Annotated in this window: 29 protein-coding genes, 1 tRNA gene and 1 pseudogene; 17 read left to right on the top strand and 14 right to left on the bottom strand. The window is 68.1% G+C overall.

Going from position 1 to position 25,725, the window contains the following annotated elements:
• Positions 1–153: 153 nt before the first annotated feature.
• The 3 genes from BMZ47_RS04065 to BMZ47_RS04055 all read right to left on the bottom strand — a co-directional run bounded on the left by BMZ47_RS04065 (position 154) and on the right by BMZ47_RS04055 (position 2,541).
• A complete protein-coding gene (locus tag BMZ47_RS04065) occupies positions 154–780 on the bottom strand; it encodes an ATP-dependent Clp protease proteolytic subunit (protein ID WP_007567155.1) in 627 nt (208 codons plus the stop codon).
• Between the two features lie 125 nt (positions 781–905).
• A complete protein-coding gene (gene tig, locus BMZ47_RS04060) occupies positions 906–2,315 on the bottom strand; it encodes a trigger factor (protein ID WP_091858880.1) in 1,410 nt (469 codons plus the stop codon).
• A gap of 141 nt (positions 2,316–2,456) precedes the next feature.
• A tRNA-Leu gene (locus tag BMZ47_RS04055) sits at positions 2,457–2,541 on the bottom strand.
• A gap of 160 nt (positions 2,542–2,701) precedes the next feature.
• Here BMZ47_RS04055 and BMZ47_RS04050 point away from each other — a divergent pair.
• A complete protein-coding gene (locus tag BMZ47_RS04050) occupies positions 2,702–4,204 on the top strand; it encodes a multicopper oxidase family protein (protein WP_091858877.1) in 1,503 nt (500 codons plus the stop codon).
• Here the strand turns inward: BMZ47_RS04050 and BMZ47_RS04045 are convergent.
• Entirely contained in the window at positions 4,197–5,702 is a 1,506-nt protein-coding gene (locus BMZ47_RS04045; protein ID WP_208601009.1) for an NAD(P)H-hydrate dehydratase, read from the bottom strand. The two genes, BMZ47_RS04050 and BMZ47_RS04045, sit on opposite strands and share 8 nt — an antisense overlap.
• A 194-nt stretch (positions 5,703–5,896) precedes the next feature.
• Here BMZ47_RS04045 and BMZ47_RS04040 point away from each other — a divergent pair, with 194 nt between their 5' ends.
• Both BMZ47_RS04040 and BMZ47_RS04035 read left to right on the top strand, forming a co-directional pair.
• On the top strand, positions 5,897–6,235 hold the full coding sequence (locus BMZ47_RS04040; RefSeq protein WP_003600526.1) for a P-II family nitrogen regulator: 339 nt from the start codon (positions 5,897–5,899) through the stop codon (positions 6,233–6,235).
• 237 nt (positions 6,236–6,472) lie between these two features.
• Positions 6,473–6,649, top strand: a complete 177-nt coding sequence (locus BMZ47_RS04035) for a DUF2735 domain-containing protein (RefSeq protein WP_007567143.1) — start codon at positions 6,473–6,475, stop codon at positions 6,647–6,649.
• Between the two features lie 71 nt (positions 6,650–6,720).
• Here BMZ47_RS04035 and BMZ47_RS04030 read toward each other — a convergent pair whose 3' ends face one another.
• Positions 6,721–7,755: a glutamine synthetase beta-grasp domain-containing protein gene (locus BMZ47_RS04030; RefSeq protein WP_007567141.1), complete on the bottom strand. Its 1,035-nt coding sequence runs from the start codon at positions 7,753–7,755 to the stop codon at positions 6,721–6,723.
• Between the two features lie 340 nt (positions 7,756–8,095).
• Between BMZ47_RS04030 and glnA the strand changes: the two genes are divergently transcribed.
• The 8 genes and pseudogenes from glnA to BMZ47_RS04005 all read left to right on the top strand — a co-directional run bounded on the left by glnA (position 8,096) and on the right by BMZ47_RS04005 (position 12,035).
• Positions 8,096–9,505 carry a type I glutamate--ammonia ligase gene (gene glnA, locus BMZ47_RS04025; protein ID WP_007567139.1) on the top strand — a complete coding sequence of 470 codons (1,410 nt, stop codon included), beginning with the start codon at positions 8,096–8,098 and terminating at the stop codon, positions 9,503–9,505.
• 160 nt (positions 9,506–9,665) lie between these two features.
• The gene (locus tag BMZ47_RS28865) at positions 9,666–10,037 is read left to right on the top strand and encodes a hypothetical protein (RefSeq protein ID WP_244536727.1); all 372 of its coding nucleotides are present in this window, start codon (positions 9,666–9,668) and stop codon (positions 10,035–10,037) included.
• Positions 10,038–10,055: 18 nt separating this feature from the next.
• Positions 10,056–10,319: pseudogene (locus BMZ47_RS04020) on the top strand (RNase A-like domain-containing protein); the annotation flags it as partial.
• A 1-nt stretch (position 10,320) separates the two neighbouring features.
• Positions 10,321–10,596, top strand: a complete 276-nt coding sequence (locus BMZ47_RS27770; protein WP_139220924.1) for a hypothetical protein — start codon at positions 10,321–10,323, stop codon at positions 10,594–10,596.
• 16 nt (positions 10,597–10,612) lie between these two features.
• The gene (locus BMZ47_RS28860) at positions 10,613–11,005 is read left to right on the top strand and encodes a hypothetical protein (protein ID WP_244536725.1); all 393 of its coding nucleotides are present in this window, start codon (positions 10,613–10,615) and stop codon (positions 11,003–11,005) included.
• Between the two features lie 13 nt (positions 11,006–11,018).
• Positions 11,019–11,213: a hypothetical protein gene (locus tag BMZ47_RS04010; RefSeq protein WP_039903853.1), complete on the top strand. Its 195-nt coding sequence runs from the start codon at positions 11,019–11,021 to the stop codon at positions 11,211–11,213.
• Complete coding sequence (locus BMZ47_RS28400; protein WP_007567135.1) at positions 11,198–11,356, top strand: hypothetical protein; 159 nt, start codon at positions 11,198–11,200, stop codon at positions 11,354–11,356. Before BMZ47_RS04010 ends, BMZ47_RS28400 begins: the two co-directional genes overlap by 16 nt.
• A 40-nt stretch (positions 11,357–11,396) precedes the next feature.
• Positions 11,397–12,035: a VOC family protein gene (locus BMZ47_RS04005; protein WP_091858869.1), complete on the top strand. Its 639-nt coding sequence runs from the start codon at positions 11,397–11,399 to the stop codon at positions 12,033–12,035.
• A 163-nt stretch (positions 12,036–12,198) separates the two neighbouring features.
• Here the strand turns inward: BMZ47_RS04005 and BMZ47_RS04000 are convergent, their stop codons facing one another.
• On the bottom strand, positions 12,199–12,822 hold the full coding sequence (locus BMZ47_RS04000) for a ribonuclease D (protein WP_091858865.1): 624 nt from the start codon (positions 12,820–12,822) through the stop codon (positions 12,199–12,201).
• A gap of 77 nt (positions 12,823–12,899) precedes the next feature.
• Here BMZ47_RS04000 and BMZ47_RS03995 point away from each other — a divergent pair, with 77 nt between their 5' ends.
• On the top strand, positions 12,900–13,328 hold the full coding sequence (locus BMZ47_RS03995) for a cupin domain-containing protein (protein ID WP_007567132.1): 429 nt from the start codon (positions 12,900–12,902) through the stop codon (positions 13,326–13,328).
• Here BMZ47_RS03995 and yddG read toward each other — a convergent pair.
• On the bottom strand, positions 13,325–14,239 hold the full coding sequence (gene yddG / locus BMZ47_RS03990; RefSeq protein ID WP_091858862.1) for an aromatic amino acid exporter YddG: 915 nt from the start codon (positions 14,237–14,239) through the stop codon (positions 13,325–13,327). The genes BMZ47_RS03995 and yddG overlap by 4 nt on opposite strands.
• A gap of 96 nt (positions 14,240–14,335) precedes the next feature.
• Here yddG and BMZ47_RS03985 point away from each other — a divergent pair, with 96 nt between their 5' ends.
• On the top strand, positions 14,336–15,562 hold the full coding sequence (locus BMZ47_RS03985; RefSeq protein WP_091858858.1) for a glycerophosphodiester phosphodiesterase family protein: 1,227 nt from the start codon (positions 14,336–14,338) through the stop codon (positions 15,560–15,562).
• 206 nt (positions 15,563–15,768) lie between these two features.
• Here BMZ47_RS03985 and BMZ47_RS03980 read toward each other — a convergent pair whose 3' ends face one another.
• The 4 genes from BMZ47_RS03980 to BMZ47_RS03965 all read right to left on the bottom strand — a co-directional run bounded on the left by BMZ47_RS03980 (position 15,769) and on the right by BMZ47_RS03965 (position 18,943).
• A complete protein-coding gene (locus BMZ47_RS03980) occupies positions 15,769–16,008 on the bottom strand; it encodes a hypothetical protein (RefSeq protein WP_091858855.1) in 240 nt (79 codons plus the stop codon).
• A gap of 21 nt (positions 16,009–16,029) precedes the next feature.
• A complete protein-coding gene (locus BMZ47_RS03975) occupies positions 16,030–16,479 on the bottom strand; it encodes a hypothetical protein (protein ID WP_091858852.1) in 450 nt (149 codons plus the stop codon).
• Between the two features lie 434 nt (positions 16,480–16,913).
• Entirely contained in the window at positions 16,914–17,642 is a 729-nt protein-coding gene (phbB, locus tag BMZ47_RS03970) for an acetoacetyl-CoA reductase (protein WP_007567122.1), read from the bottom strand.
• A 116-nt stretch (positions 17,643–17,758) separates the two neighbouring features.
• On the bottom strand, positions 17,759–18,943 hold the full coding sequence (locus BMZ47_RS03965) for an acetyl-CoA C-acetyltransferase (protein WP_091858849.1): 1,185 nt from the start codon (positions 18,941–18,943) through the stop codon (positions 17,759–17,761).
• A gap of 329 nt (positions 18,944–19,272) precedes the next feature.
• On the opposite strand from BMZ47_RS03965, the gene phaR reads away from it, so the two are divergent.
• On the top strand, positions 19,273–19,875 hold the full coding sequence (gene phaR, locus BMZ47_RS03960) for a polyhydroxyalkanoate synthesis repressor PhaR (RefSeq protein WP_091858845.1): 603 nt from the start codon (positions 19,273–19,275) through the stop codon (positions 19,873–19,875).
• 119 nt (positions 19,876–19,994) lie between these two features.
• Positions 19,995–20,309: a hypothetical protein gene (locus BMZ47_RS03955; protein WP_091858842.1), complete on the top strand. Its 315-nt coding sequence runs from the start codon at positions 19,995–19,997 to the stop codon at positions 20,307–20,309.
• A 287-nt stretch (positions 20,310–20,596) separates the two neighbouring features.
• Here the strand turns inward: BMZ47_RS03955 and rpmF are convergent, their stop codons facing one another.
• Positions 20,597–20,785 carry a 50S ribosomal protein L32 gene (rpmF, locus tag BMZ47_RS03950; RefSeq protein WP_003601373.1) on the bottom strand — a complete coding sequence of 63 codons (189 nt, stop codon included), beginning with the start codon at positions 20,783–20,785 and terminating at the stop codon, positions 20,597–20,599.
• 226 nt (positions 20,786–21,011) lie between these two features.
• Here rpmF and BMZ47_RS03945 point away from each other — a divergent pair, with 226 nt between their 5' ends.
• Positions 21,012–21,371, top strand: coding sequence for a ComEA family DNA-binding protein (locus BMZ47_RS03945; RefSeq protein ID WP_091858839.1), 360 nt, complete (start codon positions 21,012–21,014; stop codon positions 21,369–21,371).
• Positions 21,372–21,575: 204 nt separating this feature from the next.
• Here the strand turns inward: BMZ47_RS03945 and BMZ47_RS03940 are convergent, their stop codons facing one another.
• Positions 21,576–22,199 (bottom strand): hypothetical protein, encoded by a 624-nt coding sequence (locus tag BMZ47_RS03940; protein ID WP_091858836.1) that lies wholly within the window; start codon positions 22,197–22,199, stop codon positions 21,576–21,578.
• Positions 22,196–22,498 (bottom strand): hypothetical protein, encoded by a 303-nt coding sequence (locus BMZ47_RS03935; RefSeq protein ID WP_007567076.1) that lies wholly within the window; start codon positions 22,496–22,498, stop codon positions 22,196–22,198. Before BMZ47_RS03935 ends, BMZ47_RS03940 begins: the two co-directional genes overlap by 4 nt.
• A gap of 107 nt (positions 22,499–22,605) precedes the next feature.
• On the opposite strand from BMZ47_RS03935, the gene BMZ47_RS03930 reads away from it, so the two are divergent.
• Positions 22,606–25,482, top strand: a complete 2,877-nt coding sequence (locus BMZ47_RS03930; RefSeq protein WP_091858832.1) for a phosphoenolpyruvate carboxylase — start codon at positions 22,606–22,608, stop codon at positions 25,480–25,482.
• The last annotated feature ends 243 nt before the right edge of the window (positions 25,483–25,725 follow it).

Here is a 25,725-nt window from a genome sequence, read left to right as displayed (position 1 = left end):
GCTAAGGGCGCACGCGCATCGCTTCAACGTAAGGGGGCCCGTTTAAAGAAACAGTATGCTGCGCGCCTTTGACCGATGGGCCCTGTCATCGGATGCAAACACGCTGCCGCGGCGGGATCAAGGCCACGCCGCGGCGGTCAGGCGACGCAACCGTCAGGCGGCTGCGGGCTCGGGACGCTTCTGGATGACCTCGTCGATGAGGCCGAACTCCTTGGCCGCATCCGCAGTCATGAAATTGTCGCGCTCCAGCGCATTCTCAATGGCCGCATAATCACGGCCGGTATGCTTCACGTAGATCTCGTTCAGGCGCCGCTTCAGCGCCTCGATCTCGCGGGCATGGATGAGGATGTCGGTGGCCTGGCCCTGGAAGCCGCCGGACGGCTGGTGGACCATGATCCGGGCGTTCGGCAGGGCGAACCGGTGGCCGGGCTCACCGGCGGTGAGCAGCAGGGAGCCCATCGAGGCGGCCTGGCCGACGCAGAGCGTGGTCACCGGGCAGCGGATGAACTGCATCGTGTCGTAGATCGACAGGCCCGAGGTCACGACGCCGCCGGGGGAATTGATATAGAAGGAAATTTCCTTCTTCGGATTCTCGGCCTCGAGGAACAGCAGCTGCGCCACGATCAGCGACGCACCGTAATCCTCAACGGGACCGGTGAGGAAGATGATGCGTTCGCGCAGGAGGCGGGAGTAGATGTCGAAGGCGCGCTCGCCGCGGCTCGACTGCTCGACGACCATCGGCACGAGTGCGTTGTTATAGACGTCGATCGGATCTCTCATCTCGTCCTGCCCAGAGTGAGGCCCGGGGCTGCCGCGAATCAGGGCAGCCCGGGCATGTCAGCGAACACCGGCGATGCTTAACCATCGCCTAACCCTATGCCCGCCGTCCTGGGACAGTGCGGGGCTCAGTCGGCCTTTGCCTCGGTCTTGGCCTCGGCCTTATCTGCCGGCTTCTCGCCGGTCGTGTCGTCGTCATCCTCATCGGCGAAAAGCGTCTCTTTCGAGACCGGCTCCTCAACGAGTTTGACCTGACCGAGGACGTGGTCAACCACCTTCTCCTCGAACAGCGGCGCCCGAAGCTCGGCGAGCGCCTGCGGGTTCTTACGGTAGAAGTCCCACACCTGCTGCTCCTGGCCCGGGAACTGCCGGACCCGGGCGATGAGGGCCTGGTTCACCTCCTCGTCGGAAACCTTGATATCGGCGCTCTCGCCGACCTGCGCAAGCACGAGACCGAGACGGACGCGACGCTCCGCGATCTTCCGGTAGTCGGCCTGGGCCTTCTCCTCGGTGGTGTCCTCGTCCTCGAACGTTTTGCCGCGGGCCTTGAGGTCCTGCTCCACCTGCGCCCAGACGCTGGCGAATTCCTGCGCGACGAGGGTCGGCGGCAGCTCGAAGGCGTATTTGCCGTCCAGCGCGTCCAGGAGCTCCTTCTTGAGCTTGCGGCGCGACGCCGCCTCGAAATCGCCGCCGATCGCCTTGGCAATCGCCTCACGCAGCTTCTCGAGGGATTCCATGCCGAGCGACTTGGCGAACTCGTCGTCGATCTTGGCCTCGCCCGGGGCCTGGATCTTGGTGACGGTCACGTCGAACTCGGCATCCTTGCCGGCGAGATGCTCGGCGCCGTAGGCCTCCGGGAAGGTCGCCTTCACGACGCGCTTGTCGCCGACCTTGGCGCCGACCAGCTGCTCTTCGAAGCCCGGGATGAACGAGCCGGAGCCGAGCTCCAGGTCGATCCCCTCACCCTTGCCGCCCTGGAATTCCTCGCCGTCGATGCGGCCGACGAAATCGATGGTGACGCGGTCGCCGTTCTGGGCCTCGGCGCCTTCCTCCCGCTCGGTGAACGGACGGCTCTGGCCGGCCATGCGCTGCAGGGCCTCGTCGACCTCGGACTCGTCGGGCTTGGCCACGAGCTTCTTGAGGCTGACGTCGGAGAGGTCGGCCAGCTCGAAATTCGGCATCACCTCGAGGGCGACCTTAAAGGCCAGGTCGGCCTTGGCGTCGAGCGCCTTCTCGACCTCGGCCTGGTCGGTCGGGAACTCGACCTGCGGCTCCAGCGCCAGCTTGAGGCCGTTATCGGCCACGATCTTGCGGTTGGCCTCGTTGACCGCGTTCTGCACCACCTCGGCCATGACCGAGCGGCCATAGACCTTGCGCAGATGCGCGACCGGGACCTTACCGGGGCGGAAGCCCTTCAGCTGGACCTTGTCCTTCATGCCGGAGAGCTCGGTCGTCAGGCGCTCCTCGAGTTCCTGTGCGGCCAGCAGTACCTGAAACTCGCGCTTCAGACCCTGGGCGTTGATCTCGGTCACCTGCATCGTCGTCGTCGCTCTTCAAAAAACCTTGTGGTCGCCGGCCGGGCCGGCGTCGTGCGGCTTGGTCGCGCGGTCCGGGAAACGACGGTGTCGGATACGGGGATGAGACGGCCCCGAGCGGGGCCGCGCCATCTCGAAGCGTCCTGGTGCGGGCGGAGGGGCTCGAACCCCCACGTCTTGCGACACTGGAACCTAAATCCAGCGCGTCTACCAGTTCCGCCACGCCCGCGCGTGCCGACACCCGGCGCGTCGCCGGCCGCCGGAAGCGCGCCCTATAGCATGGGCCGCACGGCTCGCAGCAAAAAACTTAACCTCCCGTGCCAGCGGTGGCGCGCGCCCGGGCACGCGGCTATCTACCCAGGCCCGCTGCGAGCCGCCGTCGAGACCCCATGACCTCATCCCGCCCCGTGCCGCCGACCGATCCGCGCGGCGGAACGCCGTCGCGCCGGACCCTGCTCGCCACGGCGGCCGCGTTCGGGCTGCTGCCGGAGGCGGTGCAGGCGCAGGCGACCGCGCCCGAGAAACCCACGACGCCGGGTTCGGCACCGGCCGAGGCTGCGCCCCCGAGCCTGCCGGCCGCCCCCGGCAAGGCCCGGCTGCGGCCCGAGCCCGCGGCCGAGACGCCAATCTGGTGCTTCGACGGGAAAACCGTGCCGCCGCTGGTGCGGATCAAGCTCGGCCAGCAGGTCCGACTCAAGATCGAGAACCGCACCGACAAGCCGCTGTCGCTGCACTGGCACGGGGTCCGCAACGTCAACGCGATGGACGGGGTGGGCGGCGTGACCCAGGCGCCGATCCAGCCGGGCGCCGACTTCCTGTACCAGTTCACGCCCCCGGATGCCGGGACCTACCTGATCCGCCCCCTCGTCGTGGGCGGGTCGAGCGAGCCGTCCGGTCGGGGGCTCGCCGGCATGCTGATCGTCGAGGAGGCGAACCCGCCGCTGGTCGACGCCGATGTCGGGCTGGTGATGCAGGATTGGCGGCTGGAAGACGATGCCGGCCTGATGCCGTTCGGCCAGCCGCTCTTCGCCGCCACGAACGGGCGCCTCGGCAATCTCGTGACGGTCAACGGCAAGCCGGTGCCGGACACGTTCGCGGCGCGCCCGGGCGCGCGGGTGCGCCTGCGCCTCGGCAATGCCTGCAACGCCCGCGGCACGCGGCTCCGGTTCGAGGGCGTGAAGGTCTATGTCGCGGCCGTGGACGGGCAGCCCACCGACACGTTCGAGCCCCTGCGCGCGACCCTGCCGTTCCCCCCGGGCACACGCTACGACCTGATGGTCGACCTGCCCGAACAGGAAGGCGCCACCTGCTCGATCATCGCGCTGGTCGGCCAGGGCCTGACCCTGGCCACCGTCACCACCAAGGGCGCCAAGATCACCGAGAAGCGGCCGCCCATCGGGCCGATCGGCGAGAACAAGCGCCTGCCCGCCGAGATCAAGCTTCAGAACGCGTTGCGGCGCGACGTGATGATCACCGGCGGCGCCTTCGTGCCCAAGGCGGCCAAGGAGGCCGCCAAGGACGCGCCGAAGGACAAGCCGGCTCCGGAGCCGGTCTACACGGGCGATCCCCAAAAAATCTGGTCGGTGAACGGCACCAGCGCGAGTACGGGCCTGCAGCCGATCTTCACGGTGAAGCGCGGGCAGGTGGTGGTGCTGGCCCTGCGCAACGAGACCGCCTTCCCGCAGGCCCTGCACCTGCACGGCCACTGCTTCCGCCTGCTCCATCCCCTGGACGACGGCTGGGAGCCCTACTGGCTCGACACGTTCCAGCTTCTGGAAGGCCGCACCGCCCGCATCGGCTTCCTGGCCGACAATCCGGGGCGCTGGCTGATCAGCGCCACGGTGCTGGAGCGGTTCGACACCGGCCTGTGGACGATGTTCGAGGTTACCTGAGCCCGGCTTCGACGAGGCTCCCGAGCGCGGCGGGCATCAGCTCCGGGATGTCCTCGGCGATCAGGCCCGGCCCATGGCGGAGCCCGGCATCGCCATGGAGCCAGACGCCGGCCGCCGCAGCCTCGAAGGCCGGCATGCCCTGGGCCAGCAGCCCGGCGATCAGCCCGCCCAGAACGTCGCCCGAGCCTGCGGTGCCGAGATAGGGGCTGCCGTGATCGTTGATCGCGGCGCGCCCGTCGGGGCTCGCGATCACGGTGTCGGATCCCTTCAGAACCACGACGGCGCCGATGAGCGCGGCGGCGGCGCGGGTGCGGGCGACCTTGTCGGCCCCCTCGGCGGTGGCTTCCGTCCCTTTGAACAGCCGTGCGAACTCGCCCTCATGCGGCGTGAGCACCGCCTGCGCGTCGCCATCCGCCAGATGGGCGGCGAGCAGCGGCGCCTGTCCGGAAAAGCTCGTCAGCGCGTCGGCGTCGAGCACGAGGCTGCGGCCGGCGGCGGCAGCCACCGCGACGCGCTCACGGGTCGGCTCGCCGGTGCCCAGGCCCGGGCCGGCCAGCACGACGTTGAGCCGCTCGTCGGTGAGCAGATCGTCGAGGTCGTCCGCCGTCTCGCAGGGCCGCAGCATGATCGCGGTGAGCTGGGCGGCGTTCTCGGCCAGGGCCGCCTGGGGCGAGGCCAGGGTGACCAGGCCGGCCCCGACCCGCAGGGCGCCCCGGGCGGCGAGCCGGGCCGCGCCGGTCTTGGTGGCCGGACCGGACAGGACCAGGGCGTGGCCCCGTGTATATTTGTGGCTCTCCCCGGTGAGCCGGGGAAAGGTTTTCGCCCACAGGTCCGGCCCATTCCGGTAGATCGGTGGCGTCGCGGCACCGAGACCGACCTCCAAGGCCGCCGCGCCCGTCCCGATATCGGCCAGATGGCGGTGGCCGCACAGGCCCCGGCCGGGCTGGAGCAGGTGCCCCGGCTTGAACGCCACGAAGGTCACGGTCTCCACGGCCCGGATCGCGACGCCGCGCACGGCACCGGTATCGCCGTCGACGCCGCTCGGCACATCGACGGCGAGCACCGGGCGGCCGCCGGCATTCACGGCCTCCACCAGGGCGCGGGCCGCGCCGTCGAGATCGCGCGACAGTCCGGCGCCGAACAGGGCATCGATCACGAGGTCACATGGGGGCAGCGCGTCGGCGGCGGCCGGGTGCACCGGACCGGTCCAGGCCTCGGCCGCGAGGGCGGCGTCGCCCGTCAGCGCCGCGCGCTCGCCGAGCAGGAACAGGTCGATCGCATAGCCGCGCTCGGCCAGCAGCCGCGCGGCCACGAACCCGTCGCCGCCATTGTTGCCGGGTCCGCACAGGACCACGACCCGCCCGCCCGCCGGCAGCCGCGCGGCGGCGCGCTCGGCGACCGCGGCCCCGGCCGCCTCCAACAGCCGGATGCCCGGTACCCCCCCCGCGATCGCCGCCGCATCGACCTGCCGCATCGCCGCGACCGTCAGCACCCGCATGCTCATCTCCACGTCTGCCCGTGCACCGAACACCGGTGATTAAAAACGCGCCACAAATTCATCGAAAGCCCGAAGGATGTGCGTAGCCTGCGCGCCGAATGGGCACTAACGTGGCGCCCGTCGCGAAAACGGCGTGGCGGAGGCTTCACGACGATGTTAGAAATATCCGGCAGCGCAGCGCAGGCCCGAGCGGCATGAAGAAGATCGAAGCGATCATCAAGCCTTTCAAGCTCGACGAGGTGAAGGAGGCGCTCCAGGAGGTCGGCCTCCAGGGCATCACCGTCATTGAGGCGAAGGGCTTTGGCCGTCAGAAGGGCCATACCGAGCTCTATCGCGGCGCCGAATACGTGGTCGACTTCCTGCCCAAGGTGAAGCTCGAGATCGTCCTGTCGGACGCGCTCGTCGAGGGCGCCGTCGAGGCGATCCGCAAGTCGGCCCAGACCGGCCGCATCGGCGACGGCAAGATCTTCGTCTCGACGATCGAAGAAGCGATCCGCATCCGCACCGGCGAGACCGGCACCGACGCGATCTGACGGCTGATCCGCGCGGCTTCGCGCCGGCGGATCTTGTGCCCTGATCCCGGAAGCGACCAGCATTCCAACGTCGCGCGCCGGCGTTTTCTTGCTCCGCCACCGTCCTGCCTAAGAATTCACGCTGCACGAATGTCCGGCATCGACGTGCCAGGGCATGGAGTGTTGCGCCGGCAACCCCACATCCTCTGGAACGGACGGCCGATCGGCCGCCTCGAATCCATTCAGGAGGACCATGTGATGGCCGGAACCGACGGGCGTGACACCGCCAAGATCTATGAATTGTCGGCGTTCCGGCGCGCCCGACCGGCACCGCGGGCGGCGGAGAAGGCCAAGCCCGCGCCGATGCCGAGCTTCGGCGGCGCCTGGTACCACGAGGCCGCGATCCGCGACGACGAGCGCCCGCGCCGGACCTGAAGACGGCGAAGCCGGGCGCGCGGGCCCGGCTCCGGAACGTTTCATCGGAAGCCCGAGGCTCCCGTTCCGCCTCAGGCGGCGACAGCGGCCTCGGTCGGCACCGAAGAGATCGTCTTCAGCACCTGCGAGGCGATCTGGTAGGGGTCGCCTTGCGAGTTCGGGCGGCGATCCTCCAGATAGCCCTTGTAGTTGTTGTTCACGAAGGAGTGGGGCACGCGGATCGAGGCGCCGCGGTCGGCCACGCCATACGAGAATTCGTGGATCGAGGCGGTCTCGTGCTTGCCGGTCAGCCGCATGTGGTTGTCCGGGCCGTAGACGGCGATGTGGTCCTCGCGGGCGTTCTTGAACGCCTCCATGAGCTTCTCGAAATAGGCCTTGCCGCCGTGCTCGCGCATGAACGCGGTCGAGAAGTTGCAGTGCATGCCCGAGCCGTTCCAGTCGGTGTCGCCGAGCGGCTTGCAATGGTACTCGACGTCGATGCCGTATTTCTCGCACAGGCGCTGCAGGAGGTAGCGGGCCATCCACATCTCGTCGGCGGCCTTCTTGGAGCCCTTGCCGAAGATCTGGAATTCCCACTGGCCCTTGGCGACCTCGGCGTTGATGCCCTCGTGGTTGATGCCGGCGTCGAGGCAGAGGTCGAGATGCTCCTCGACGATCTTGCGGGCGACGTCGCCGACATTCGAATAGCCGACGCCGGTGTAGTACGGGCCCTGCGGGGCCGGGAAGCCGCTGGCCGGAAAGCCGAGCGGGCGGCCGTCCTTGTACAGGAAGTACTCCTGCTCGAAGCCGAACCAGGCACCGGCGTCATCCAGGATGGTGGCGCGCTTGTTGGACTCGTGCGGGGTCTTGCCGTCCGGCATCATCACTTCGCACAGGACCAGGACGCCGTTCTTGCGGGCCGGGTCGGGGAAGTGGCGAACGGGCTTGAGCATGCAGTCGGAGCTGCCGCCCTCGGCCTGCTTCGTGGACGAGCCGTCGAAGCCCCACATCGGGAGCTGGTCGAGGGTCGGGAAGCTGTCGAATTCCTTGATCTGCGTCTTGCCGCGCAGATTCGGGACCGGCGTGTACCCGTCGAGCCATATATACTCGAGCTTATATTTCGTCATTCCGGTTCTCTCGTCCGTTGTCGATGCGCGACCTGGTCAAATCCCGGGCGACGCGAACGGCTTGCCGCCGCCTCGACGGCCGCTGCCGCCTTTGCATGGAGCATGCCAGAAACCGCCTCGCCGGACCCCGGATGGGGCCAATTCCCTCCGAACGGCGTTCACGCTATCGAGAGCGCGCGGCCCGCATGGGCCAAACCTCTCGCTCCGTGAGCGATTCCCCGTCTGCCCGGGTGGCAAGGCGGCCCCGCGACGGATATCAAGCGGCGCGGCCGGTGCGGCCCGACCCAAGGTGGACGCCCCGCGCGAGAATCCCCGACGCCTTTCCTGGAGGATGCCCACGATGACGACTGCGGCCGAGGTTCTGAAGACCATCCGGGACAACGACGTACGCTACGTGGACTTCCGGTTCACAGACCCCCGCGGCAAGTGGCAGCACGTGACGTTCGACGTGTCGCTCATCGACGACGAGATCTTCGCCGAAGGCACGATGTTCGACGGCTCCTCGATCGCCGGCTGGAAGGCGATCAACGAGTCCGACATGCTGCTGATGCCGGATCCGTCCACCGCCTGCCTGGACCCGTTCTTCTCGGCCTCGACCCTGTCGATCGTCTGCGACGTGCTCGAGCCCGCCACCGGCGAGCCCTATTCGCGCGATCCCCGCGGCACCGCCAAGCGCGCCGAGGCCTATCTGCAGCAGACCGGGATCGGCGACACGATCTATGTCGGCCCCGAGGCCGAGTTCTTCGTGTTCGACGACGTGAAGTTCGCGGCCGACCCGTACCGGACCGGCTTCGAGCTCGACTCGAACGAGCTGCCGACCAACGGCTTCACCGATTACGAGGGCGGCAATCTCGGCCACCGGGTCCAGACCAAGGGCGGCTACTTCCCGGTCCCGCCGCAGGATTCGGCCCAGGACATGCGCGGCGAGATGCTGGCCGCGATGCAGTCCATGGGCGTGAAGGTCGAGAAGCACCACCACGAGGTGGCCTCGGCCCAGCACGAGCTCGGCATGAAGTTCGACGTGCTGACCAAGCTCGCCGACCACATGCAGATCTACAAGTACTGCATCCACAACGTCGCCCAGAGCTACGGCAAGTCGGCGACCTTCATGCCCAAGCCCGTCTACGGCGATAACGGCTCGGGCATGCACGTCCACCAGTCGATCTGGAAGGACGGCAAGCCGGTCTTCGCCGGCGACAAGTATGCCGGCCTCAGCCAGGAATGCCTCTGGTACATCGGCGGCATCATCCGCCACGCCAAGGCGCTCAACGCCTTCACCAACCCCTCGACCAATTCCTACAAGCGGCTGGTGCCGGGCTACGAGGCGCCGGTGCTGCTCGCCTACTCGGCGCGCAACCGCTCGGCCTCCTGCCGGATCCCGTGGACCAAGAGCCCGAACGCCAAGCGCGTCGAGGTCCGCTTCCCCGACCCGATGGCCAACCCCTACCTGGCCTTCTCGGCCCTGCTGATGGCCGGCCTCGACGGCATCCGCAACAAGATCGATCCGGGCCCGGCCATGGACAAGGACCTCTACGAGCTGCCGCCCCGGGAGCTGAAGAAGATCCCGACCGTGTGCGGTTCGCTCCGCGAGGCGCTCACCAGCCTCGACAAGGACCGGACCTTCCTCAAGGAAGGCGGCGTGTTCACGGACGACCAGATCGACTCGTTCATCGAGCTGAAGATGACCGAGGTGCTGCGTTACGAGATGACCCCGCACCCGATCGAGTTCGTGCAGTACTACTCGCTGTGATGTGAGAGGGGGCCGGGCGTGACGCCCGGCCCTCGACTGTGAGAGGTGAGGTGGAATCGCCCGTGGCCTACTCCAAAGTCAATTGTCGAACAAAACAAGAACAAGCTTGACAAATAAGATTATTAGCCTATGAATGACCCGGTCGCAGGCGGGGTGATTCATGGTCACGAAAGAGATCGTCGTCACCCGGTTCCGGTGGCAGCTGGCAGCTCTCAGTGTTGAGGTAAAGCTGCTTCGACTCAGCCTCGTCTTTCGCGCCTACAATCCCGGCCAACCGCGGGTCCCCGCCGGACATCCGGACGGGGGACAGTGGACGAGTGACGACGGTTCAGTTCGGTCTGAGAACGACAACACAGCGCACATATATAATGTCAGCAACAAAGATAAATATCAATATAACGTAGTTTTAGAAGAAGAGGAAAAACTCGGGGGACATACAATTGAGTCACACGTCGGAAAGACCGACGAAGAGATGATGGAACGCGTGCGGAAGAGCCAATGGGGAAACCTGTTGGCTCATGGCGGACTGTAACGCGACGGCTCGTTCGACTCCCGAGAGTCAGCTAACGACCTCGTTAATCGAACGTTGGAAATCAACGCCCAGCGCGTTGATGAAGTGGCATCTGGGGAGAAAGACCGCGCCTACTTTACAACGCGGTTCGGATATCGAACTGGCCGCGAGGCATACATTACCAAAGATGGCGTGATGTACATGAGAAATACGTATGGCGTAGCCATATACATAGTCCGCGATCGACGGTCGTCGCGAGGTTATCACGTACAATCAGCGTTTCCTTACAATGAAGGAGATTGATATGGCTACACATCCAGAGTTCGACGAATTGACCGAACGCTTTTTTCAAGATGTCGATCTAATTTTTAGCACGGAAGCGGAACTTTTGCAATTTGTCATAGAGCCGTTTTCGCAAAAGCGCCGTTTATCTCTGCGTGATTATCTATCTCTTATCACAAGCGATGATTTCGACAGCAAGGAATTATTAGATATCTGGAACGACTCGAAAGCGCATTGGTTGTTCCATTCTGCACCGCCACTAAGATTGTTGCTTAATAATATTCGCGATCGATTATGATTATAGGATATCTGAAATGATCATGTTATTTTTTCTAATTATTGTATTTACTAAGCTCAATACTGATGAAGTCGATATTTTAAAACAAGCCTTCCGCCCTGAAATCATCATCCAATCGGCTTCACGTCCGTCGGTAAAATCGTCAGAATTTGACACATTCACACGTCAATTCCACCAAGATCTTATGGAGTATTTTTCTACTGAAGACGCGGTAATTCAATGGATTCTTTCCCCTTTCAAGGACGAAACCGAACGAGGCCGCCTGAAAGCCTATCTTGACACCCTCACGCAGGACGATGTCTCGGACGAGGAACTGCGAAAGCTGTGGTGGTCGTCGGAGGCAGACATCGTGTTCTACGATGGCGCCGAACTCAGAGCCTTCCTCAAGAGAGTGCGAGACAGATTGTGACGCGAAAGCAGTCGTGAGCCGGCAGAGCAAGCTGCGGAACCGGGCGCGGCGGGAATCGGGACGGATGCCTGCGACACCGGAATTCATCCGCTTCGGTGAGCGGTTCAATCAGAGCATCGACGATCAGGACGCGTCGTTCGAGGAAGCCACCGCCGCGAGTCTTGGCTGCTTCAAGGGCGAGGATCGCGCCGCTTGCGCGATTTCATAGGCGCGGTGCTGGGGAGCGACCTAACACCGGAGAAACGGATGAAATTCCGGGCCACCGCCTGCACCGACTTGCGCTTCCTTGATCCGGAGGACCTTCGACGCTTGCTTATCCAGGTTCATCTCGACCTGCGGAAGGGCATGTGACACGCGGACGTCTCGATCGTTCAAAGCGGCAGATGCACGGATGCTCACCCTCGACCACCTCGTCGTCGTGGCCCCCGACCTCGCGGAGGGCGTGGCCCATGTCCGGGCCTGCCTCGGCCTCGACATGCCGGAGGGCGGGCGCCATTCCGAGATGGGCACCCGCAACCATCTGCTCCGCCTCGGCGCATCGACGTTCCTCGAAGTGATCGCCGTCGATCCCGAGGCAGCGCCGCCGCCCCGCGCCCGCTGGTTCGGCCTCGGCGATGCGGCGCGGGTGCGGGCGGAGTGGGACGCCGGGCGGCGGCTGCGCGGCTTCGTCGCCCGCACCAATGACATCGACACTCTGCTCGCCGCCCATCCCGACCTGCTCGGCGCGGCGGCGACGCTGACCCGGGGCACGCTGTCGTGGCGCTTCGGCCTGCGCCCGGACGGGACCTGGCCGGCAGACGGCGCCGCGCCCTACGTGATGGACTGGGGCGACCGCCCGCACCCGGCCGGGACGATGCCGGATTTCGGGGCGCATCTCGATGATTTCTCGCTCACCCATCCGGAGCCGGAAGCGGTGGCGGCGCTCCATGCGGACCTCGGCCTGACCGACCCGCCGCGGATCGAGGCCGGCCCGGCCCCGCGCTGGACAGCCCGGATCGCAACGCCGTCGGGCCTGCGGACCCTGACCTGAGGACGGACCCTCCTCGCCGGCCTGATCGGGTGGGTGACCGGCGAGGAGGGCCTGGCCGGGACTCGCAAGCCCCGGCGAAAGCAACCTAGCAGCGACCGTTCGCGCTGCGGTGACGGGAAAGTCTCAGGCCCTGCCGGAATCGCCCCGCGGCCGGCAACGTCGTTCACGTATGCGCGAAGATGTCGGTCTCGGGCCAACCGTCGAGGTCGAGCCGGGCGCGGGTGGGCAGGAAGGCGAAGCAGGCGGCGGCGAGATCGGTGCGCCCCTCCCGGGCCAGCATGGCGTCGAGCCGCTCCCGGGCGGCGTGGAGGTAGAGCACGTCGGAGGCCGCGTAATCCTGCTGCGCCTGCGTCAGGGTCTCGGCCCCCCAGTCGGAGGATTGCTGCTGCTTCGACAGGTCGACGCCCACGAGCTCGCGGACCACGTCCTTGAGCCCGTGACGGTCGGTGTAGGTGCGAGCGAGCTTCGAGGCGATCTTGGTGCAGTAGACCGGCCCCGGCATCACCCCGAACGCCTTGAACAGGACCGCCACGTCGAACCGGGCGAAGTGGAAGACCTTCAGGATTTCGGGATCGGCGAGCACGCGCTTGAGCACGACCGGCTCCGGGCCATCTTGGGGGATCTGGACCACGTCGGCGGTGCCGTCGCCGGTGGAGATCTGCACCACGCAGAGCCGGTCCCGGTGCGGATTGAGCCCCAGCGTCTCGGTGTCGATGGCCACGGCCCGCCCGGCGTCGTAATCGGCGGGCAGGTCGCCGCGGTGGAGGCGTACAATCGGGCTCGGCATTTTTTCGGGACCTTCCAACGATTTGGCCGGTACCATCGGCGCCGAGTGGCGGCAAGCGAAGGACGGAGACGCGAATGATGACGGCAGCCGAGGTGATCGCGACCCTGGGGCTGAAGCCCCATCCGGAGGGCGGGCATTACCGCGAGACCTTCCGCGACCCGCGCACGGTGGACGGCCGCTCGGTCGGCACCGCGATCTACTTCCTGCTCGATATCGGCGAGGCCTCCGCCTGGCACCGGGTCGACGCCACCGAGATCTGGCACTGGCACGCCGGCGCGCCGCTGGTGATCACGACCAGCCCGAACGGCCACGACGCCACCGCCCAGCATCTCGGGCCGGACCTCGCGGCCGGGCAGCGCCCGCAATGCGTGGTCCCGGCGGGGCACTGGCAGACCGCCACCAGCCTGGGCGCGTGGACGCTGGTCGGCTGCACGGTCTCGCCGGGCTTCGACTTCGCGGGCTTCGAGATGGCCCCGCCGGATTGGCGGCCGACTCCGCGGAGCTAGACCGCCTTCGGCGCCGCCCGCGAGGCGCGCACCGCCGTCAGCGCGCCGGCCACGATGAGCAGGCAGGCGAGCGCCAGAGCCGGCACGGGCTTGGCATAGCCGGTCGCCACCAGGATCAGGGTCGACAGGACCGGGGCCGCGTAGGCGGTGACGCCGAGCAGGCGGACATCGCCGCGCTTGCAGCCGATATCCCAGAGATAGAAGGCGGCCCCCACCGGCCCGATCCCGAGGAGCAGCACCGCGCCCCATTGGGTGGCGTCCGCGGGCCAGATCGTCGTCTCGAAGACGAGGTGGCAGGCCAGGCTCAGGGCCGCCGTGACCAGGCAGAACCCCGCGACGGCGTCGGTCGGTACCTCGCCGACCCGGGCGGACAACACCGAGTAGGCGGCCCACACGAAGGCCGCGGCCAGGGCGGCGGCGTAGCCCGGCAACGCCCCCGCGGCGAAATCGAGATTGCCCCGGCCGGCGAACAGGGCGGCCACGCCGGCCAGTCCCAGAGCCGCGCCCGCGACATGGCCCGCGCGCAGCCCGCCCGCCCCCGGCAGCCGGGCGGAGAACAGGACGATCAGCAGCGGCCAGAGATAGTTGATCAAGCCCGCCTCGGCCGGCGGGGCCAGGCGCAGGGCGCTGAAATAGAGCGCGTGGTAGCCGAACAACCCGCCGACGCCGAGCAGCCAGACCGGCCAGGGCTGGATCAGAGCCCGGGCCCGGGACGGCCGGGCGATCCAGGTGGCGCAGCCGCACAGGCCGCCGATCCAGAAGGTCATGGCGGCGAGCTGGAACGGCGGCACCGTGCCGGAGGCCGCGGCGAACAAAGCGAGGAGCGACCACAGCAGGATCGCCCCGAACCCCGCCACGGTCGCGGCCGAGCGCGCCCTGTCGCGGGCCGAAGATGACGCTGTCTGGCTCATGAATCGCAGCTATCATGCGCGCCTTGAGTCGGCGAGGCTGCTTCACGCCCCTGTCACGGTCGCGCTCTACGGGCGCTGCAACCGGGAGATCTGTCGATGCGCGCGATCCTTGCTGTCCTTGGGCTGCTGCTGACGGGAGGCTCGGCGCTCGCCGGCGAGGGCGTGCAGCTCGGACCGCGCCCGTTCTACCTCGTCGACCAGCTGAAGCCCGGGCCGCTGAAGGACCACCTGTCCGCCTGCGGCATCGACCGGCCCTACACGCCGAGAACCTTCTCGATCTCGCACCGGGGCGCGCCGCTGATGTTCCCCGAGCACACGAAGGAGGGGCTGCTCGCCGCCTATCGGATGGGCGCCGGGATCATCGAGTGCGACGTCGCCTTCACCAAGGACCGCCAGCTGGTCTGCCGGCACAGCCAGTGCGACCTGCACACGACCACCGACATCCTGGCCCGGCCGAACCTCGCCGCGAAATGCGCCAAGGGGTTCGAGCCCGCCGACCCGGCCACCGGCCGCAAGGCCTCGGCCAAGTGCTGCACCAGCGACCTGACCTTGGCCGAGTTCAAGTCGCTCAACGGCAAGATGGACGCGGCCGACCCGGACGCAACCACGGTCGCCGCCTACATGAACGCGACGCCGCATTGGCGCACCGACCTCTACGCCACCACCGGCACGCTGATGTCCCACAAGGAGTACATCGCCCTGGTGAAGGGGATGGGCCGCAAGTTCACCCCCGAGCTGAAGGCGCCCCAGGTGCCGATGCCGTTCGAGGGCAGCTACACCCAGGACCAATACGCCCAGCAGCTGATCGACGAGTACAAGCAGGCCGGGATCCCGGCTTCCGACGTCTATTTGCAGAGCTTCCAGCTCCGGGACATCCTGTACTGGCTGGAGAAGGACCCGGAATTCGGCCGCCAGGCGATCTTCCTCGACGACCGCGACGAGACCACCAAGGGCTTCGATCCGGAGAAGCCGGAGACCTGGAAGCCCGGCATGGCGGAGCTCGCCGCCAAGGGGGTCAAGATCCTGGCGCCGCCCTTGTGGATGCTGGTCCGTCCCGGTGCGGACGGTGCGATCGAGCCCTCGACCTATGCAAGGGAGGCGAAGAAGGCCGGGCTCGGCCTGATCGCCTGGTCGCTGGAGCGCTCGGGGCCGCTGAAAGAGGGCGGCGGATACTACTACCAGTCGATCAAGCCGGTGGTGACCGGGGATGGCGACATCCTGCGGTTGCTGGACGTGCTGCACGGCCAGGTCGGCGTGCTCGGCGTGTTCTCGGACTGGCCGGCGACCACGACCTTCTACGCCAATTGCGTCGGCGCTCCGTAGCTCAGTCGGCCCAGAGGGCGACGAGCGAGAACAGGCCGGCCATCACGACGTTAACCAGGAGGACGCAGGCGAGCATCAGGGCGAGGGTCATGGCGATCTCGAGGGTGTGAATGCGGCGGCGATGATGCGGGCGTGACCGGCGAGCCTTCGACGGATTGGGCCGGTCGTATCGGATTCCCTGCGCGTGGCCCGTGCAGGGAAGAGGATCAGTGCGGCGACAGCAGCCGCACCACTTCGAACAGGTCGTCGACCTTCAGCGGCTCCCAACCGAGCCAGCGCCGGACCAGCGCGTAGCTGGCGGACAACAGGATCGCGCAGCCGAGGACGGCCAGGCAGAACGACCCGAAGTCGCCGGTCGCGAATCCGGTCGCCGCGCCGACCAGGGCGGTGGCGACGAAGATGAGCCGGCTCGGGTTCCGCGGGCCGCGGGCGATGAGATCGGACATGGGGGTCTCTCCGGATCGGGATCAGCGGGCGCGGCAGTTCGGGCCGAACCAGGTCATGGTCCGGCGGTCCATGCCGCCATCCGAGGCGGCGCCGCAGACGGGGAAGCGCGTGTCGCCGCTGCGCTGCAGGCTCATCTGCTTGTAGAGATCCTGCTGCGCCTCCCGGCGGCGGGTCTGCTCGGCGAAGTGGGACTGCCAGTACAGGTCCCGGTTGGCCTGCGTCAGCGCGCGCTGCTGATGGAGATCCATCATGCACTGGGCGAAGGCGTCGGTTCCCGGCTCGAACCCGAACGCGTAGCAGTGGTTGCCATCCATCGCGTGCCGCTCCTGCGGGGTGACGCAGGCGGCGAGGCCGAGCGCGCAGGCGGCGGCGAGGCCGAACTTGGCAAAGATCGAGACGCTACGCGCACGGATCTTCCGGTCGGCGGAAAGATCTTCACCGGCAGAGCGCATGGTGAATGTGGTGTTCATCGTGTCGGGGCCTTCGTTCTTGCTGGCGTGAACAACCACGCCGGGCCGAAACGAGACCTAGCCGGGACCACTCAAATTGTTCGTGTTCCGGAGCACCTGTGAGATTTCACGCGCCCGCTCCCGCAATGCACAGATCCACACGCATTCCGACAGGATCTACGGCGCAGGAACGGATTCGTCAGACTTGCGCGGCCTGCGAAGTCTTCCCTGCTGAAGACCGGCCATCGCAGGACGGTGTGCGGCGGTCTCAGGCCTCGCCCCGCTTCGACGCCTCAGGACGAGGGGGCGTTGGGGATCGGCCGTTTCGAAACCCAGCGGCGGCGCGCGACATCCAAAAAGAAACGCCGCGCGGCCCGGCAGGGCGACGCGGCGTCGGTGATGAGCGCGGCGCCCCGGCGGAACCGGGCGCGCCCCGTACACCCTGAAAAAAGCGGTCAGACGAAGTGCTGGCCGCCGTTCACGGTGAGCGTCGAGCCGTTGATGAAGCCCGCCTCGTCGCTCGCCAGATACTCGACCGCGTGGGCGATCTCCTCGGCCTTGCCGAGGCGGCCGGTCGGGATCGTGGCGATGATCTTGTTGCGGATCTCCTCCGGCACCGCCATCACCATGTCGGTGGCGATGTAGCCCGGTGCGATCACGTTGACCGTGATGCCCTTGGAGGCGCTCTCCTGGGCGAGCGCCTTGGCGAAGCCGATCACGCCGGCCTTGGCGGCCGAGTAATTGGTCTGGCCGGCCTGGCCCTTCTGGCCGTTGATCGACGAGATGATGATGATCCGGCCGAAGCCGCGATTGCGCATGCCCTCGATCAGCGGCCGGGTGCAGGTGAACATCGAGTCGAGGTTGGTCTTGATGACCGCCTGCCACTTGTCGAAGGTCATCTTGTGGAAGGCGCCGTCGCGGGTGATGCCGGCATTGTTGACCAGCACCTCGATCGGCCCGACCTCGGACTCGATCGCCTTGATGCCGGCCTCGCAGCTGGCCAGATCACCCACGTCGAACTTGAAGACCGGGATGCCGGTCTCGGCCTTGAAGGCCTGGGCCGCCTCGTCGTTGCCGCCGTAATTGGCCGCGACCTTGTAGCCCTTGGCCTGCAAGCCCTTCGAGATCGCGGCGCCGATACCGCGGGTGCCGCCCGTCACGAGTGCGACGCGTCCTTGAGCCATTGTTGTTTCCTCCTGTTCGCATCACGTGATGCCGCGTGCGGATGGCGTCCGCACGCGATTTTTTCTGAGTTAGGACTCAAGTCTATATTGGTGGACAGCCGGCCGTTACAAAAGGATCAGGGCCGCTCGACACACATCGCGACGCCCATGCCGCCGCCGATGCACAAGGTGGCCAGGCCCTTCTTGGCGTCGCGGCGCTTCATCTCGTGCAGCAGGGTGACGAGCACCCGGGCGCCCGAGGCACCGATCGGGTGGCCGATGGCGATGGCGCCGCCGTTGACGTTCACCTTCGAATCGTCCCAGCCCATATCCTTGTTCACCGCCAGCGCCTGCGCCGCGAAGGCCTCGTTGGCCTCGATCAGGTCGAGGTCGGAGGGCTTCCAGCCGGCCTTCTCGAGGGCCTTGCGGGAGGCCGGGATCGGGCCGGTGCCCATCACCTTCGGGTCGACGCCCGCGGTCGCCCAGGACTTGATCTTGGCGAGGGGCGTGAGCCCGCGCTTCTCGGCCTCGGAGGCCGACATCAGCACGAGGGCGGCGGCGCCGTCGTTCAGGCCGGACGCGTTGGCGGCCGTCACCGTGCCCTCCTTGGAGAAGGCCGGCTTGAGCTTGGCCATCGCCTCCACGGTCGCGCCGTCGCGGATGTACTCGTCGGTGTCGACGACGGTGTCGCCCTTCTTGCCGGGGATCGTCACCGGCACGATCTCGTCCCTGAACCGGCCCTCCTTGCGGGCGGCCTCCGCCTTGTTCTGCGAGCGGGTGGCGAACTGGTCCTGCTGCTCGCGGGTGAGCTGGAAGGCCTGGGCCACGTTCTCGGCGGTCTGGCCCATGTGGTAGCCGTTGAAGGCGTCCCAGAGCCCGTCCTTGATCATCGTGTCGACGAGCTTGATGTCGCCCATCTTCTGGCCGCCGCGCAGGTACTGGGCGTGGGGCGACAGCGACATCGATTCCTGGCCGCCGGCCACGATCACGGTGGCGTCGCCGTTGGCGATCTGCTGCATGCCGATGGCGACGGTGCGCAGGCCCGAGCCGCAGACCTGATTGAGGCCCCAGGCGGTGGCCTTCTCGGGGATGCCGGCCTTGATGGCGGCCTGACGGGCCGGGTTCTGCCCGGCGCCGGCGGTGAGCACCTGGCCGAAGATCACCTCGTCCACGTCCTCGGGGGACACGTTGGCGCGCTCCAGGGCGGCCTTGATCGCGGTGGCGCCGAGCTCGTGGGCCGGCACCGCCCCGAAGGCGCCGCCGAACGAGCCGACCGCCGTGCGCGCGGCCCCGACGATGACGATCTCTTCGCTGCCTGCCATGTGAACGTTCTCCTCTTACGAGCCGGCGCGCCTTCCTCGATCCGGGCGCGCTCTGAAGCCTGTCCCGCGATGAAGGGCCTCGGATCGGCGAAGTCAAGGATGACGCTCAAGCCTGAAAACGCCTCGATGACGCGGCTGAGAGACTGAAATGGTCTGTGCGCGGGCTCGCACCCGGCATTATTCTGCGTTGAAGAGGCGCAGTTTGCTGTTTTCTGCGCCCGTGGAAGGCTTTAAGGATCGTGTTGCGGGCGCGAAGACGATCCCCGCCGGGTCGCATCGCGCGAGCCTGAAACGCCCCTAGAGTCCCGAGTCCAGAAAGGCCGTTCCCGATGGCGGATACCGTCAAGGCCACCCAGACCGTCATCAAGAAATACGCCAACCGGCGCCTGTATCACACCGGCACCTCGACCTACGTGACGCTGGAAGACCTCGCCACGATGGTCCAGAACGGCGAGGATTTCGTCGTCTACGATGCACGCGCGGGCGACGACATCACCCGCTCGGTGCTGACGCAGATCATCTTCGAGCAGGAGAACAAGGCCGGCGCCGAGAACCTGCTGCCGGTGGCGTTCCTGCGCCAGCTGATCCGCTTCTACGGGGACAGCATGCGCACCATGGTGCCGAGCTTCCTCGAATTCTCGATGGCGAACTTCGCCAAGGACCAGGACGGCCTGCGCGAGAAATTCGCCCACAGCTTCGGTCCGGCCGCGTTCCAGAACGCGATCGAGCAGTCGGTGCGGACCAACATGAACTTCTTCGGCGACGCCATGAAGATGTTCACCGGTTTCGCGCCGCCCGCCGGCGGGGCGCAGCCCCCGGCCCCGCAGGCGCCGCCGCAGGGCACGCCGGCCTATTCCGGCGGCGAGCTCGATGACCTCAAGCGGCAGATGCTGGAGATGCAGCAACGCCTCGAGGCCCTCGCCAAGAAGTGACATTGGCTGGCGAAAACCAGTCACGGGGGTGCGACTACGTGTTTCCGATAAGTTGACGAACCGTTAAGGCCAGTCCCACGTTGGCGACACGGGCACGGAAACGTGCGGAGGGTGTCGCCATGGCGCGGATCGGGAGAATCGGCCGGACCGGTGCAGCCTGGAGCAGGCCGGCCCGCCCTGCGGCCGCCGCCAGCGGGTCGGTCGCGTCCACGGACGCGATCCCGCCGGTCCGGGCCCTGGTGGTTCTGGATGGGGGGCGGCCGGAGCCGCGCTCGACGATCTTCCCGCCGGACCGATTCGGCACGGGCGGTGCGGCCGCGGGATTCGTCACGCACCTGCTGACCGCCAGCGATTCGACCCTCAGGCCGTCGCGGCTGGAACGCACCCGGGCAGCCGCGGCGCGCTACGCGGAGGCTGCACGCCGGCTGGCGTGATGGTTCTTGATCGCCTTGCCGACATTACGAGCGCAGCGAAGCAACCCGGCAGACCGCTACGGCCGCGGAGCCTGCGCCGCCTTAAATAGACGCGCTCCCGAGCATGCTGACCGGGATACGCACGTCGCAAGCGTTCTCCTCATCCTACGGTGACCGCCTCAGCGGGCCTCGAGGAGGGCCAGGGATCTTGGTGTCTTCCGGAAGGATCTTCGAGGCGCCCGCTTCGCGCGCGCACCTCAGGATAGGCCGAGACTGGGACGTCCCGGGCCCCGAATCCATCCCGAAGCTTACGCCTCGGCCGACTTCACCTTCAGCACCTGACGGCCGCGATACATGCCGGTCTTCAGGTCGATGTGGTGGGGACGGCGCAGCTCGCCCGAATCCTTGTCCTCGACATAGGTCGGCGCCTTGAGGGCGTCGGCCGAGCGGCGCATGCCGCGACGGGAGGGGGAAGTCTTTCGCTTCGGAACGGCCATGGCAGGGATCCTTCGTGATGCCGCGGGCAAAGCGGCGCGCGGGCGGCTCCTCGATCGAGGATCGCCTCGCACACCGCGGGATACGGATGAGGGCGCGCTTATAACGCCGGCGCCCGGCCGTGGCTAGAGGCGCCGCACCACAACCGTTAAGCCGGGGTTCAAGTCGCCGGGACCTAGATCCGGGTCACGGCACCGCGCAGCGGGCCGGCCCCTCGGGAGAACCGCCATGGCTTCCTCCAAAAAGACTTTTGCCGTCCTCGCCCTGCTCTCGAGCCTGATGGCGGCGCCCGCCTGGGCGCAGGCGCCCCAGACGTCGAGCCCCGCGGCCCCGACCGCTCCCGCCAAGCCGACCGCCCCGAGCGCACCCGTGGCCGGGTCGCCCAACGCCGCCAAGGGCGCGCTGCTCGACCTCAACAGCGCCAGCGCCGCCGAGCTCGACGCCCTGCCGGGCATCGGCGAGGCCCGCTCCGCCGCGATCATCAAGGGCCGGCCCTATCGCGGCAAGGACGAGCTGGTCTCCAAGAAGATTATCCCGAAGAACGTCTATGACGGGATCAAGGACAAGGTCATCGCCAAGCAGAAGTAGTTTTTCCGCGCGCGCCAACGGGTTGCGGCCGGCCAGCGGATGCGTTGTTCCTGGTTGGCCGATGCCAGGCGCGACAGGCCCTCTCCCCCGTGCGGGAGAGGGTTGGGGTAGGGGACCGGCTCTCGCTGCGTCCCGTGCGACGGGGCGACCCGTGCCTCGTCCTGTAAGCACCATCTGCTGACAGCAAGAAGCCCCCTGCCCCGCCTACTCGGCGATCGCGCCCTGGGGCACGGAGAAGCCCGGGGGCGCCTTCTCGGCCGGCTTCGGGGCCGCGCGCTTGGCCGGGGCCTTCTTCTTGGCCTGGGGCTTCGGCGCGGCCTTGACCGCGGGGGGATCCTCGCAGGCGCGGAACGCCAGCTGCGCCAGGGTCGCCCCCTCCTCGGTGACGATGGCGATCGGGTCCGGCAGGGTCGGCAAGGCCGGTTGCCAATGGATCGGCCCGCCCAGCATCGCTTCGATGGTGGCCGGGGCGGTGCCGCGCCGCAGGGTCGAGAAATCCGGCCCGTAGGCGGTGGCGACCTTGCCGGCGATCACGACCTGCAGGACCTCGTTCACCTCCGGGGTCAGCGGCCGGAGCGGATTGGTGGTGCGCACCTGCCCGGACCGGGTCACCACCATGGCGAACCCCTTGCCGCCCTCGTAGCGCGCCGCGCGGGCCCCGCAGGGCTGCTCCACCGGCGGGGCGGCGGCGGGAGTGGGCTCCGGCGCGGGCTCGGGCGGCGCCGGCGCAGCTTGGGCCGGAGGCTGCGCAGCCGGCGCCGACAGCGCCGCCGGGGCGGCCAGAAGGGCGAGCAGCAAGCCCGCCGCGCCGGGACGCACGGCCCTCATCGGCCCGATTCCGGCGCTTCGGGAGGCGGCGGCGCGATCCGCGCGGTCCGCTCGGGGGCTGGGATCGGTTTCAGGTCGAACGACTCCACATCCAGCAGGCGCGGGTCGAGCACCTCGGCCTCGCGGTCGATCAGGCTCTGCGACGGGCCGACCGTGCCGATCAGGAGGTGCTCGTCCTCGGCGTCGAGCTCGGAACCCATGCGCAGCGGCGCGCGCCGGCTGCGGGCCGACATGCCGACCACCGCGACCCCGGCCACGACACAGATCAGCACGGCCAGGATGATCAGCAGGCGCTCCATGAGGCGGGAAGCTCTAGCCGCCCGCGACGGCGCCGTCACCCCGTCATGCGTGGAACATGCCTTGCCTATAACAGTAGAGGCGAGACGACCGGAGCCGGGACGGATCCATGCAGCATGAGCCGAGCCGCGAGCCCGAGGAACTGGAGAGCCATCTCCTCGGCCTGATCGAGAGTGCCCGGGAGCAGGCCCGGGAGGACCCGTTCCGCAATCCGGTCCTGGCCGTGACGCTGGCGATCACCCGCCGGTTCGACCGCAACGAGATCGCGGCGGGGGACCTCGACGGCCTGTTCGTGCGGCTGCGCGCCGCGGCGCTCGCGGCCCGGGCCGAGCGGCTGCGCGCCTATGTCGGCCTCGAGTCCGGGCCGGCCGACCCGCAAGCCGCGATCCCCGCGCGCCTGGTCGCCGCCGCCCCCGGCGGCCCGGACGGTCTCGCCGCCTTCGCGGCCTTCATCCACCGCACCGCCTTCGCGGTGGTGTTCACCGCGCACCCGACCTTCGGCATGCCGAAGGCCGTGGCGGGCCTCCTCGCCCAGGCCGCGAGCCTGGCGGACGCCGCCGCCCGCGCCGACCTGATCGCCCGCGCCGCCACGCTCTCCACCCGGCCGGACGCGCCGATCACCCTGGATGCCGAGTTCGAGCAGGCCTGCGCGGCGGCCAATAACGGCCGGCTCGCCCTCGACGGGTTCAACGGCGCCCTGCTCGACGCCGCCCGCGCCCGCTGGCCCGACCGCTGGACCGAGCTGACGCCCCGCCCCTTCGCCATCGCCAGCTGGGTCGGGTGCGACACCGACGGGCGCACCGATATCGGCTGGTGGGACACCCTGCGCTACCGGCTGATCTCCAAGCGCATGCAGTTCGACCGGGTGATGCGCGACCTGCCCGACAGCCCCGCCTGCCGGGAGGTCCGGGCACTCGCCCAGGACGCGCTCGCCGCGGTCAACCGCCAGCTCGCGGTCGCCCCCCGGCTCGGCGACAAGCCGTCGCTGGAATCGGTCCACCGCTTCGCCCTGGCGCTGATCATCGAGCGCGAGCGCGCCCAGACCGATGCCGGCGCCCTGGTGGCCGGGCTCACCGCCGCCCTGGAAGCCGCCGATGAGGCCGACAAGCGGGCGATCGCGGTCCTGCGCTCGGGCGTCGCCACCCACGGCCTGTCGAATGCCCTGCCGCATTTCCGGCTGAACGCCAGCCAGATCCACAACGCCGTGCGCCGGGTGATCGACTTGGAGGGCGAGCCCACCGATTCGGCCCAGCGCCGCTCGCATCTGGCCACCATCCACACGCTCCTGAACGATGTCCGCCCGGTGGCGGTGGATTTCGGCGCGCTCGCCGCCGAGCGGGCCTCCGCCGCCCGGCTGATGATGACCATCGCCCAGATCCTCAAGCACGTGGACGGCACCCACCCGGTGCGCTTCCTGATCGCCGAGACCGAGACCGGCTACACCCTGCTCGCCGCCCTCTGGCTGGCGCGCCATTACGGCATTGCCGACAAGCTCGAGATCACGCCCCTGTTCGAGACCGCGAGCGCCCTGCAACAGGGCATCCGGGTGCTCGACGACGCCCTGCGCAACCCGCATTGGCGCCAATACCTGAAGCGGATCGGCCGGCTCACCGTACAGTTCGGCTACTCGGATTCCGGCCGCTATGTCGGCCAGCTCGCCGCGACCTTCTGGATCGAGCGGCTGCGCCTGCGCATCACCGAGATGCTGGTCCAGAACGGCCTGGCCGATGTCGAGCTCGCGATCTTCGACACGCACGGCGAATCGATCGGCCGGGGCGCCCACCCGACCTCGCTGCGCGACCGCCTCGCCTACCTGGCCCCCGAGGATGCCCGCGACCGCGCCCGCAAGGCCGGCCTGAAGGTGCGGCTCGAATCGAGCTTCCAGGGCACCGACGGCTACCTGCTCTACGGCACCGAGGCGCTGGCCCAGGCCAGCGTCGCCCGCATCGCCGAGCACGTCTACGCCCTCGACATCGCCGAGGACGACAGCTTTTCGGACTATGCCCTCAACGACAGCCAGCAGGGCGGTGCCCCCAAGGACGACCCGATTTATTCGGAGCCCGATTTCGCCCTGGAATTCTTCACCGCCGCCCGCCAGGACATGGAGGCCCTGGTCGACGATGCCGGCTACGCCGCCCTGCTCGGCACCTTCGGCCCGAGCCTGATCGATCGCACCGGCTCCCGCCCGGTGGCGCGCCAGAGCGACACGGGCGGGCCGGCCCGGATCACCCATCCCCGACAGATGCGGGCGATCCCCAACAACGCGATCCTGCACCAGCTCGGCTTCCTGGCGAACTCGCTGCACGGGATCGGCCGGGCCGCCCAGCGCGGCCCGGACCTGTTCCGCGACATGCGCCGGGATTCGGTGCGCTTCTCGCGGGCCTTCCGGCTGGTCCAGCACGCCGCCGCGGTGGGCGATCTCGACGTGCTGCGCGCCTATATCGACACCCTCGACCCGGCCGTCTGGCTGGAGCGGGCCCGGCGCACCCAGAAGGACTTTCGCCGGGAGGAGCTGGTGGTGATCGCCGGCGCCCTGGAGCGCCTCGACCTCGCCGCCTCGTTACGCGGCCTGTTCGGACGCCTCACCCGCGACTGGCTGGCGCTCACCACCGCCGCCCCCGACCTGCCCGGCATGTCGGCCCGGTTGACCCTGTTGCACGCCCTGCGGCTGGCGCTGATCCACCGGATCTGGTTCCTGGCAGTCCACATCCCGGGCTTCCGCCCGCAGGCCGGCATCTCGCGCGAGCAGCTGCTGGAGCGCTTCCTGCGCCTCGACATCGACGGCTGCCTGAAACTCCTCGACGAGATTTTCCCGGTCACCCCGGACCCGACGCTCGGCCTCAATTTCGGCGAGCCCGCCGGCCCCCGGGATGTCGGCACCTACGACGCCGAGCACGCCAACCTGTTCCAGCCGATCCGCCGTCTGTTCGACCAGGTGCGCGAGATCTCGGGGATGATCCAGCATGAGGTCGGGGCGTTCGGGTAGAGTCTGTGAGTGGACGACAGCCTACCGCCCGGGCTCGACCGAGGAGTGTGGGACCAGGCGGTTCATCAATGCAACCCGGCTGCTTGCAGCGTTGGGTCGAGCCCTTACGCCGCAGGTTTCAGAGGAGGTTGCTTTGAGTGGATTTCTGCCGATCCGCTATGAGCCATCGAAGCGGACGTGGCTGCCCCGCGCGCTCCTGTCCCCGAGCCGAAGTCGCCGAAGGCCTGACGCTGTCGCTGAACT

Origin of the sequence: Methylobacterium brachiatum (assembly GCF_900113845.1) — a bacterium.
GTDB classification, from domain to species: domain Bacteria; phylum Pseudomonadota; class Alphaproteobacteria; order Rhizobiales; family Beijerinckiaceae; genus Methylobacterium; species Methylobacterium brachiatum.
The sequence above is the reverse complement of the archived record's forward strand: the minus strand, read 5'-3'. Positions and strand labels throughout refer to the sequence as shown.

Excerpts from the sequence above, each read along its gene's own strand:
- BMZ47_RS04065 (WP_007567155.1), bottom strand. The coding sequence starts at position 780 with ATGAGAGATCCGATCGACGTCTATAACAACGCACTCGTGCCGATGGTC.
- tig (WP_091858880.1), bottom strand. The coding sequence starts at position 2,315 with ATGCAGGTGACCGAGATCAACGCCCAGGGTCTGAAGCGCGAGTTTCAG.
- BMZ47_RS04050 (WP_091858877.1), top strand. The coding sequence starts at position 2,702 with ATGACCTCATCCCGCCCCGTGCCGCCGACCGATCCGCGCGGCGGAACG.
- BMZ47_RS04045 (WP_208601009.1), bottom strand. The coding sequence starts at position 5,702 with ATGCGGGTGCTGACGGTCGCGGCGATGCGGCAGGTCGATGCGGCGGCG.
- BMZ47_RS04040 (WP_003600526.1), top strand. The coding sequence starts at position 5,897 with ATGAAGAAGATCGAAGCGATCATCAAGCCTTTCAAGCTCGACGAGGTG.
- BMZ47_RS04035 (WP_007567143.1), top strand. The coding sequence starts at position 6,473 with ATGGCCGGAACCGACGGGCGTGACACCGCCAAGATCTATGAATTGTCG.
- BMZ47_RS04030 (WP_007567141.1), bottom strand. The coding sequence starts at position 7,755 with ATGACGAAATATAAGCTCGAGTATATATGGCTCGACGGGTACACGCCG.
- glnA (WP_007567139.1), top strand. The coding sequence starts at position 8,096 with ATGACGACTGCGGCCGAGGTTCTGAAGACCATCCGGGACAACGACGTA.
- BMZ47_RS28865 (WP_244536727.1), top strand. The coding sequence starts at position 9,666 with ATGGTCACGAAAGAGATCGTCGTCACCCGGTTCCGGTGGCAGCTGGCA.
- BMZ47_RS27770 (WP_139220924.1), top strand. The coding sequence starts at position 10,321 with ATGGCTACACATCCAGAGTTCGACGAATTGACCGAACGCTTTTTTCAA.
- BMZ47_RS28860 (WP_244536725.1), top strand. The coding sequence starts at position 10,613 with ATGATCATGTTATTTTTTCTAATTATTGTATTTACTAAGCTCAATACT.
- BMZ47_RS04005 (WP_091858869.1), top strand. The coding sequence starts at position 11,397 with ATGCTCACCCTCGACCACCTCGTCGTCGTGGCCCCCGACCTCGCGGAG.
- BMZ47_RS04000 (WP_091858865.1), bottom strand. The coding sequence starts at position 12,822 with ATGCCGAGCCCGATTGTACGCCTCCACCGCGGCGACCTGCCCGCCGAT.
- BMZ47_RS03995 (WP_007567132.1), top strand. The coding sequence starts at position 12,900 with ATGACGGCAGCCGAGGTGATCGCGACCCTGGGGCTGAAGCCCCATCCG.
- yddG (WP_091858862.1), bottom strand. The coding sequence starts at position 14,239 with ATGAGCCAGACAGCGTCATCTTCGGCCCGCGACAGGGCGCGCTCGGCC.
- BMZ47_RS03985 (WP_091858858.1), top strand. The coding sequence starts at position 14,336 with ATGCGCGCGATCCTTGCTGTCCTTGGGCTGCTGCTGACGGGAGGCTCG.
- BMZ47_RS03980 (WP_091858855.1), bottom strand. The coding sequence starts at position 16,008 with ATGTCCGATCTCATCGCCCGCGGCCCGCGGAACCCGAGCCGGCTCATC.
- BMZ47_RS03975 (WP_091858852.1), bottom strand. The coding sequence starts at position 16,479 with ATGAACACCACATTCACCATGCGCTCTGCCGGTGAAGATCTTTCCGCC.
- phbB (WP_007567122.1), bottom strand. The coding sequence starts at position 17,642 with ATGGCTCAAGGACGCGTCGCACTCGTGACGGGCGGCACCCGCGGTATC.
- BMZ47_RS03965 (WP_091858849.1), bottom strand. The coding sequence starts at position 18,943 with ATGGCAGGCAGCGAAGAGATCGTCATCGTCGGGGCCGCGCGCACGGCG.
- phaR (WP_091858845.1), top strand. The coding sequence starts at position 19,273 with ATGGCGGATACCGTCAAGGCCACCCAGACCGTCATCAAGAAATACGCC.
- BMZ47_RS03955 (WP_091858842.1), top strand. The coding sequence starts at position 19,995 with ATGGCGCGGATCGGGAGAATCGGCCGGACCGGTGCAGCCTGGAGCAGG.
- rpmF (WP_003601373.1), bottom strand. The coding sequence starts at position 20,785 with ATGGCCGTTCCGAAGCGAAAGACTTCCCCCTCCCGTCGCGGCATGCGC.
- BMZ47_RS03945 (WP_091858839.1), top strand. The coding sequence starts at position 21,012 with ATGGCTTCCTCCAAAAAGACTTTTGCCGTCCTCGCCCTGCTCTCGAGC.
- BMZ47_RS03940 (WP_091858836.1), bottom strand. The coding sequence starts at position 22,199 with ATGAGGGCCGTGCGTCCCGGCGCGGCGGGCTTGCTGCTCGCCCTTCTG.
- BMZ47_RS03935 (WP_007567076.1), bottom strand. The coding sequence starts at position 22,498 with ATGGAGCGCCTGCTGATCATCCTGGCCGTGCTGATCTGTGTCGTGGCC.
- BMZ47_RS03930 (WP_091858832.1), top strand. The coding sequence starts at position 22,606 with ATGCAGCATGAGCCGAGCCGCGAGCCCGAGGAACTGGAGAGCCATCTC.